Source organism: Sphaerisporangium sp. NPDC005288 (genome assembly GCF_040607475.1).
GTDB lineage: Bacteria > Actinomycetota > Actinomycetes > Streptosporangiales > Streptosporangiaceae > Sphaerisporangium > Sphaerisporangium rhizosphaerae.
Window position 1 is genome coordinate 167,870 of the sequence record NZ_JBEXGT010000018.1, and the last position, 6,774, is coordinate 174,643.

At 71.8% G+C, this 6,774-nt stretch carries 4 protein-coding genes and 3 tRNA genes; 5 read left to right on the plus strand and 2 right to left on the minus strand.

Going from position 1 to position 6,774, the window contains the following annotated elements; all coding sequences use genetic code 11:
* The first annotated feature begins 137 nt into the window (after positions 1 to 137).
* The gene (locus tag ABZU32_RS19035; protein ID WP_354923824.1) at positions 138 to 2,630 is read left to right on the plus strand and encodes a DUF3516 domain-containing protein; all 2,493 of its coding nucleotides are present in this window, start codon (positions 138 to 140) and stop codon (positions 2,628 to 2,630) included.
* 468 nt (positions 2,631 to 3,098) lie between these two features.
* Here ABZU32_RS19035 and dusB read toward each other — a convergent pair whose 3' ends face one another.
* On the minus strand, positions 3,099 to 4,211 hold the full coding sequence (dusB, locus tag ABZU32_RS19040) for a tRNA dihydrouridine synthase DusB (protein WP_354923814.1): 1,113 nt from the start codon (positions 4,209 to 4,211) through the stop codon (positions 3,099 to 3,101).
* A gap of 127 nt (positions 4,212 to 4,338) precedes the next feature.
* Between dusB and ABZU32_RS19045 the strand changes: the two genes are divergently transcribed.
* From ABZU32_RS19045 to ABZU32_RS19060, 4 genes are all read left to right on the plus strand, one after another.
* A complete protein-coding gene (locus ABZU32_RS19045) occupies positions 4,339 to 4,995 on the plus strand; it encodes an amino acid-binding protein (protein ID WP_354847559.1) in 657 nt (218 codons plus the stop codon).
* Between the two features lie 69 nt (positions 4,996 to 5,064).
* Positions 5,065 to 5,137 (plus strand) — tRNA-Gly (locus tag ABZU32_RS19050).
* A gap of 30 nt (positions 5,138 to 5,167) precedes the next feature.
* Positions 5,168 to 5,238, plus strand: a tRNA-Cys gene (locus ABZU32_RS19055).
* A 22-nt stretch (positions 5,239 to 5,260) separates the two neighbouring features.
* Positions 5,261 to 5,335, plus strand: a tRNA-Val gene (locus tag ABZU32_RS19060).
* A 156-nt stretch (positions 5,336 to 5,491) separates the two neighbouring features.
* Here ABZU32_RS19060 and ABZU32_RS19065 read toward each other — a convergent pair.
* Positions 5,492 to 6,774: cytochrome P450 (locus ABZU32_RS19065; RefSeq protein ID WP_354923816.1), on the minus strand; the 1,283-nt coding region annotated here is incomplete at its 5' end.

Below are 6,774 nucleotides of genomic sequence, written 5' to 3' on the forward strand. Positions count from 1 at the left end.
CCGGCGCGGAACGGGTGTGGACGCCGGGTCAGGCCGGGCGGGTGTGGGCGCCGGGGTGGGCATGGGCGGGTGTGGGCGTCGGGCGGGGTGGAGTTCTCACCTTGTGGTGGATCGACCATGGCGTGGGCTTCGGCAGTATTGACGGTGTGAGCCTCCTCGAGCACCTTCCCCAGGACACCGGCCCGGACGCCCTCTTCGAAGCGTTCGTCGAGTGGAACACCCAGCGCGGGCTGACGCTGTATCCGGCGCAGGAGGAGGCGCTGATCGAGATCCTCTACGGCAACAACGTGATCCTGGCCACGCCGACCGGCTCGGGCAAGAGCCTGGTGGCGGCAGGAGCGCACTTCGCCGCCCTGGCCGCGGGCGAGCGCACCTTCTACACCGCGCCGATCAAGGCCCTGGTGTCGGAGAAGTTCTTCGACCTGTGCGCGGTGTTCGGCACCGAGAACGTCGGCATGATGACCGGCGACGCCGCCGTGAACGCCTCGGCGCCGATCATCTGCTGCACCGCCGAGATCCTGGCCAACATCGCGCTGCGTGACGGCGCGCGGGCCGACATCGGCCAGGTCGTGATGGACGAGTTCCACTTCTACGCCGAGCCCGACCGGGGCTGGGCGTGGCAGGTGCCGCTGCTTGAGCTGCCGCAGGTGCAGTTCGTCCTGATGTCGGCGACGCTGGGGGACGTCACCCGGTTCGAGACCGACCTGACCCGGCGCACGGGCCGCGAGACGTCGCTGGTGCGCTCGGCGACCCGCCCGGTGCCGCTGTACTACAGCTACCGCACCACGCCGCTGCACGAGACGCTGGAGGAGCTGCTGTCCACGCAGTCGGCCCCGGTCTACGTCGTGCACTTCACGCAGGCGGCGGCGATGGAGCGGGCGCAGGCGCTGATGAGCGTCAACATGTCGACCAAGGCCGAGAAGGACGCCATCGCCGCGCTCATCGGCCGCTTCCGGTTCACGACCAAGTTCGGCCGGGCGCTGTCGCGGCTGGTGCGCCACGGCATCGGCGTCCACCACGCCGGCATGCTGCCCAAGTACCGCCGTCTGGTCGAGCGCCTGGCGCAGGCGGGCCTGCTCAAGGTCATCTGTGGCACCGACACGCTGGGCGTCGGGGTCAACGTCCCGATCCGCACGGTCCTGTTCACGGCGCTCAGCAAGTACGACGGCAACCGCGTGCGGCTGCTGCGCGCCCGCGAGTTCCACCAGATCGCCGGCCGGGCAGGCCGCGCGGGCTTCGACACCCTCGGCTACGTCGTCTGCCAGGCGCCCGACCACGTCGTGGAGAACGAGAAGGCTCTGGCCAAGGCCGGGGACGACCCCAAGAAGCGGCGCCGGGTCGTCCGCAAGAAGGCCCCCGAGGGGTTCGTCAGCTGGAGCGAGGAGACCTTCGAGCGCCTGCAGAAGGCCGAGCCCGAGCCGCTGAACTCACGGTTCAAGGTCAGCAACGCCATGCTGCTCGCCGTGATCAACCGTCCCGGCGACTGCTTCGCGGCGATGAAGCACCTGCTGACCGACAACCACGAGGACCGCAAGGCGCAGCGCCGGCACATCAGCCACGCCATCGCGATCTACCGGTCCCTGCTGGCCGGCGGGGTGGTCGAGAAGCTGCGCGAGCCGGACGAGCAGGGCCGCATGGCCCGCCTCACCGTGGACCTCCAGGAGGACTTCGCGCTCAACCAGGCCCTGGCGACCTTCGCGCTGGCCGCCTTCGAGCTGCTGGACGCCGAGTCGCCGGTCTATCCGCTGGACATCGTCTCCATCGTGGAGTCCACGCTGGACGACCCGCGGCAGATCCTGCACGCCCAGCTCAACAAGGCCCGGGGCGAGGCCGTGGGGCAGATGAAGGCCGACGGCGTCGAGTACGAGGAGCGCATGGAGCTGCTCGCCGAGGTCACCTACCCGATGCCCCTGCAAGATCTGCTGCTCGGCGCGTACGAGACCTACCGGCGCGGGCACCCGTGGGTGGGCGACTACGCGGTCAGCCCCAAGTCGGTCGTGCGCGACATGTACGAGCGGGCGATGACCTTCACCGAGTACGTCCAGTTCTACGAGCTGGCCCGCTCCGAGGGCACGGTGCTGCGCTACCTGGCCGACGCCTACCGCACGCTCAGCCGCACCGTCCCCGACCACATGAAGACCGAGGACCTCCAGGATCTCATCGAGTGGCTGGGCGAGCTGGTCCGCCAGGTCGACTCCAGCCTGCTGGACGAGTGGGAGCAGCTGCAGAACCCGTCGGAGGAGGTCGAGCGGCCGGGGCTGGAGGAGAACACCCGGCCGGTCACCTCCAACCGGCGCGCGTTCCGCGTGCTGGTGCGCAACGCTATGTTCCGCATGGTGGAGCTCGCGGCGCTCGAACGGTACGAGGAGCTGCACGAGCTGGCCGACGTCGACTGGGAGTCCGCGCTCGACGACTACTTCGAGGAGCACGACGAGATCGGCACCGGGCCGGACGCCCGCGGGCCGGCGCTGCTGCTCATCGAGGAGGAGAAGGAGCTGTGGCGGGTGCGCCAGGTGTTCCACGACCCTGCGGGCGACCACGACTGGGGCATCAGCGCGCAGGTGGACCTGGCCGCCTCCGACGAGGAGGGCCGCGCCGTCGTCCACGTCACCACCGTCGACCGCCTCTGACGGCCGGCGCCTGAGGGCCGGAGCACGGTGGCCTCCGGCTCGCGCCCTGACGAGCCCCGCCTGCCGTGGCCACGAGGCGCTCGACGCGCACCCGCGCACGCTCGCCGGGCCGCCTGATCGGCGCACGGACCGTCCGGGCGCCGCCAGAGCGGTGGCCACACACCTGCACCGCGCGCGGCTCTCCACCCACCACATGCTGAAGGTGATCAGCGCGCGGACCGTCCCGACGGCGCCAGGCCGGTGACCACGCACCTGCACCGCGCGCGGCTCTCCACCCACCACATGCTGAAGGTGATCAGCGCGCGGACCGTCCCGACGGCGCCAGGCCAGTGACCACGTGCGTTCACCGGCGCGGCTCTCCACCCCGCCATGTGCTGGAGATGATCGGCGCCGGGTCGGCGGGTCGTGGTACGGCGATGCCGGCGCCTGCTACGGCGCCCGAGTCGGTGGACGCTCGTGGACGGCGCGCTAGCCGCCCGAGGTCTCCAGTTCGGCTTCTGGTGAGACCGTGCCGTCGCAGGGGTCGTCGAGCCAGCCGTCGGGCAGGTGGACGCGGTCGCGGGGGGTGGACTTGCCGCGCGGGCCGTCGGCCGCCTCGCCGGGCCACGGCTGGTCGGCGGGCAACGTCGCCAGGTGCTCGCGCAGCACGTCGAGCGAGGGGGCGGTGGCCAGGGCGCGGCGCGCGTCGGCGCCGACGGTGAAGCCCTTGAGGTACCAGCCGACGTGCTTGCGGAAGTCCAGCACGCCGTGGGTCTCGCTGCCGAAGCACTCGACCAGCAGCTCGGCGTGGCGTCGCATGGTCGCCGCGACCTCCCCCAGCGTCGGCCGTGCGCGTTCGGACCGGCCGTGGAAGGCGTCGTCCAGGTCGCGGAACAGCCACGGGCGGCCAAGGCAGCCCCGGCCCACCACCACCCCGTCGCAGCCGGTGCGCCGCATCATGCGCACGGCGTCGTCGGCGCTCCAGATGTCGCCGTTGCCGAGCACCGGGATCTGCGGGACGGCGTCCTTCAGCCGGGCGATGGCGTCCCAGTCGGCAGTGCCGCCGTAGTGCTGCACCGCGGTGCGGGCGTGCAGGGCGACGGCGCTCACCCCCTCCTCGGCGGCGATGCGGCCGGCGTCGAGGTAGGTCAGGTGGTCGTCGTCGATGCCCTTGCGCATCTTGATCGTGACTGGGAGCGTGCCGGCGGCGGCCACCGCCGCGCGCAGGATGCGCCGCAGCAGGTCGCGCTTGTAGGGCAGCGCCGAGCCGCCGCCGCGCCTGGTGACCTTGGGCACCGGGCAGCCGAAGTTGAGGTCGACGTGGTCGGCCAGGCCCTCCTCCGCCACCATCGCCACCGCCCGGCCCACAACCGTGGGGTCGACCCCGTACAGCTGGACGCTCCTCGGCCGCTCCCCCGGCTCGAAACGGATCATCGCCAGGGTCTTGGCGTTGCGCTCGACCAGCGCCCGCGTGGTGATCATCTCGGAGACGTACAGGCCGCCGCCCTGCTCGCGGCAGAGCGTGCGGAACGGCGCGTTGGTGACGCCCGCCATCGGGGCGAGGACCACGGGAGGCCAGACCTCGAACGCACCTATCTTCACCTGCCCATTTCTACCGCACCTTCCGGCGGGGCGGCGCGGGCGGCCCGGCCAGGCCGTTTGGACCCCGAGGATCGGGGACGGCTAGATTGGGAGGGGGTTTCGCCCCACGTGACATCGGAGGCGCTGGATGCTCCTGAGACTGCGTATCTCGCTGCCCGACCGGCCGGGGTCCCTCGGCCAGGTCACGCGCGTCCTCGGGGTCGCGGGCGCCGACATCACGCAGTTGCTGGTGCTCGAACGAGGCGAGGGCCGGGCGGTGGACGACCTCACGGTGTACTGGCCCGACTCGGCGCCGCGCGAGGCGCTGGTCCAGTGTCTGGAGGGCATGGCCGACGTCACGGTCGAAGGGGTGTGGACCACGCGCGAGGCGCCGGGCACCTATCCCGAGCTGGAGATCCTGAAGTACATCACCACGGCGGGCGACCGCGCCCTGGCCACGATGATCGACTCCATGCCCGTGCTGTTCAGCGCCGACTGGGCCGCCGCGGGCACCGAGAAGGTGCCTCGCACGCTGGTCCACGCGAGCTGGCGGGCCCCCGAGGACGTGCCCTTCCCCTCGATCACGCCGCCGCGCCCTGAGGCGCACACGCTGCCCTCCGGTCTGCACATCATCGCGGCGCCGCTGCCGCCGCTCGCCATGACGTTCCTGCTGGCCAGAGCGGACGGGCCGCCGTTCCATCGCATCGAGGTGCACCGGCTCACCCGCATCCTGGAGATCTTCCTGACCTTGCCGGCCGTCGAGCGCAGCGTGGCGCGCACCTTCCGCGGTTCGGCCGCCGGTTAGGCACAGACGCGGAAAACCCGCTAGAGTTCCTTCTCGTCACCGCGGGAGGCGATCTCGCGGCGGCGGCACGCGGACGTGGCTCAGCTGGTAGAGCATCACCTTGCCAAGGTGAGGGTCGCGGGTTCGAATCCCGTCGTCCGCTCGGAGAGGTCTCCGCGCAGAGGCCTTGCCCGGTGGAGTGGCCGAGAGGCGAGGCAGCGGCCTGCAAAGCCGCGTACACGGGTTCAAATCCCGTCTCCACCTCCGCGCGACGATCGACGCACGAGGGCGATTAGCTCAGTGGGAGAGCGCTACCTTGACACGGTAGAGGCCACTGGTTCAATCCCAGTATCGCCCACCACACGATGATCCCCAGGCCGGCGGCCTGGGGATCATTCGTTTCCCCGGCCACCGGGCGCGCTTCCCCGCCCCCCGGCCGGCTCGCGCGTTTCCCGGCCGTCTCGCGCAGTACCAGGCCGGCTCGCGCGTTTCCACCGGGCCGGGCGCCTCGGCCGCCTCAGCCGTGCAGGCGCAGCGGGAGGCGGCGCACGCCGCGCAGGAACAGCTCCCGCGTCCACTCCAGCTCGCCGGGGTCGACGGCCAGGGCCATGCGGGGGAAGCGCCGCACCAGCGTGCCGATGGCGGCGCGGGCCTGCACCCGGGCCAGCGCGGCGCCGAGGCAGAAGTGGATCCCGTGGCCGAAGCCCAGGTGCCGGTTCGGGCTTCGGTCGATGGCGAAGACGTCCGGACGCGGGAACACCGCCGGGTCGCGGTTGGCGGCCAGCAGCACCGGCACGATGATGTCCCCGCGTGCGATCACCGTCCCGCCGAAGTCCACGTCGGTCATCGCGTACAGCGGCCGGGAGTGCCCGACCGGGCCGTTGTACCTCAGCACCTCCTCGACGGCGGAGTCGATCAACTCCGGTCGCGCGCGGAGCAGGGCGAGCTGCTCTGGGTGGCGCAGCAGTTCCAGCACTCCGATGCCGATCAGGTTGACCGTCGTCTCGTCCCCGGCGAACAGCAGCTGGAACACGCTGGAGATCAGCTCCAGGCGGGTGATCTGGCCGCCGTCCTCCGCGCGCAGGAGGTGTGACAGCAGGTCGTCCCCCTCGCGGGAGCGCCGCTCGCGGATCCGCTCGGTGATGTGGGCGACGAACTTCATCCCTGAACGGCGCGTCTCGGCACCGTCCCGGCCGGCCAGCATCTCGTCGCTCCAGCGGCGGAACAGGGCCCGGTCCTCCGCGGGGAAGCCCAGCAGGTCGGCGACGACCAGGATCGGCAGCGGCAGCGCCAGCGCCCTGACGACGTCGACCTCGCCCCTTGCGGCGGCCGAGGCGTTCATGCCGTCCATGCCGTCCATGCCGTCCATGCCGTCCATGCCGCCCGTGGCGTTCGTGGCCTTCGTGGCGTCCATGCCGTTCGTGGCGTCCATGCCGTTCGTGGCCTTCGTGGCGTCCATGCCGTTCGTGGCGTCCATGCCGTTCGTGGCCTTCGTGGCGTCCATTCCGGCCATGGCGTCCACCAGCTCGCCGACCACCCGGTGCACGGTCCGGACGAGCGCGGCCACGGGGCGGGCGCCGAAGCCCGGCGCCATCAGCCGGCGCAGCCGGGTGTGGTCGGGCGGATCCAGGTTGAAGACGTTGCGCCGCACCATGGCCAGGGCGTCGTTGTCCCACCGGCGGTGCAGCCCGGCGAGCTCGGCGGGCAGCCGGTCGAGCTGGCGCCCGACGCCGGGGTCGTGGGGGGGGGGGGGGGCCGGGCCGGAGAGGGGCGGGGGTGAAGGTAAGAGGGTAGGGGGTG

What these genes read in the sequence shown, in the direction of transcription:
- ABZU32_RS19045 (WP_354847559.1), top strand. Translation starts at nt 4,339, where the DNA reads ATGCTCCTGAGACTGCGTATCTCGCTGCCCGACCGGCCGGGGTCCCTC.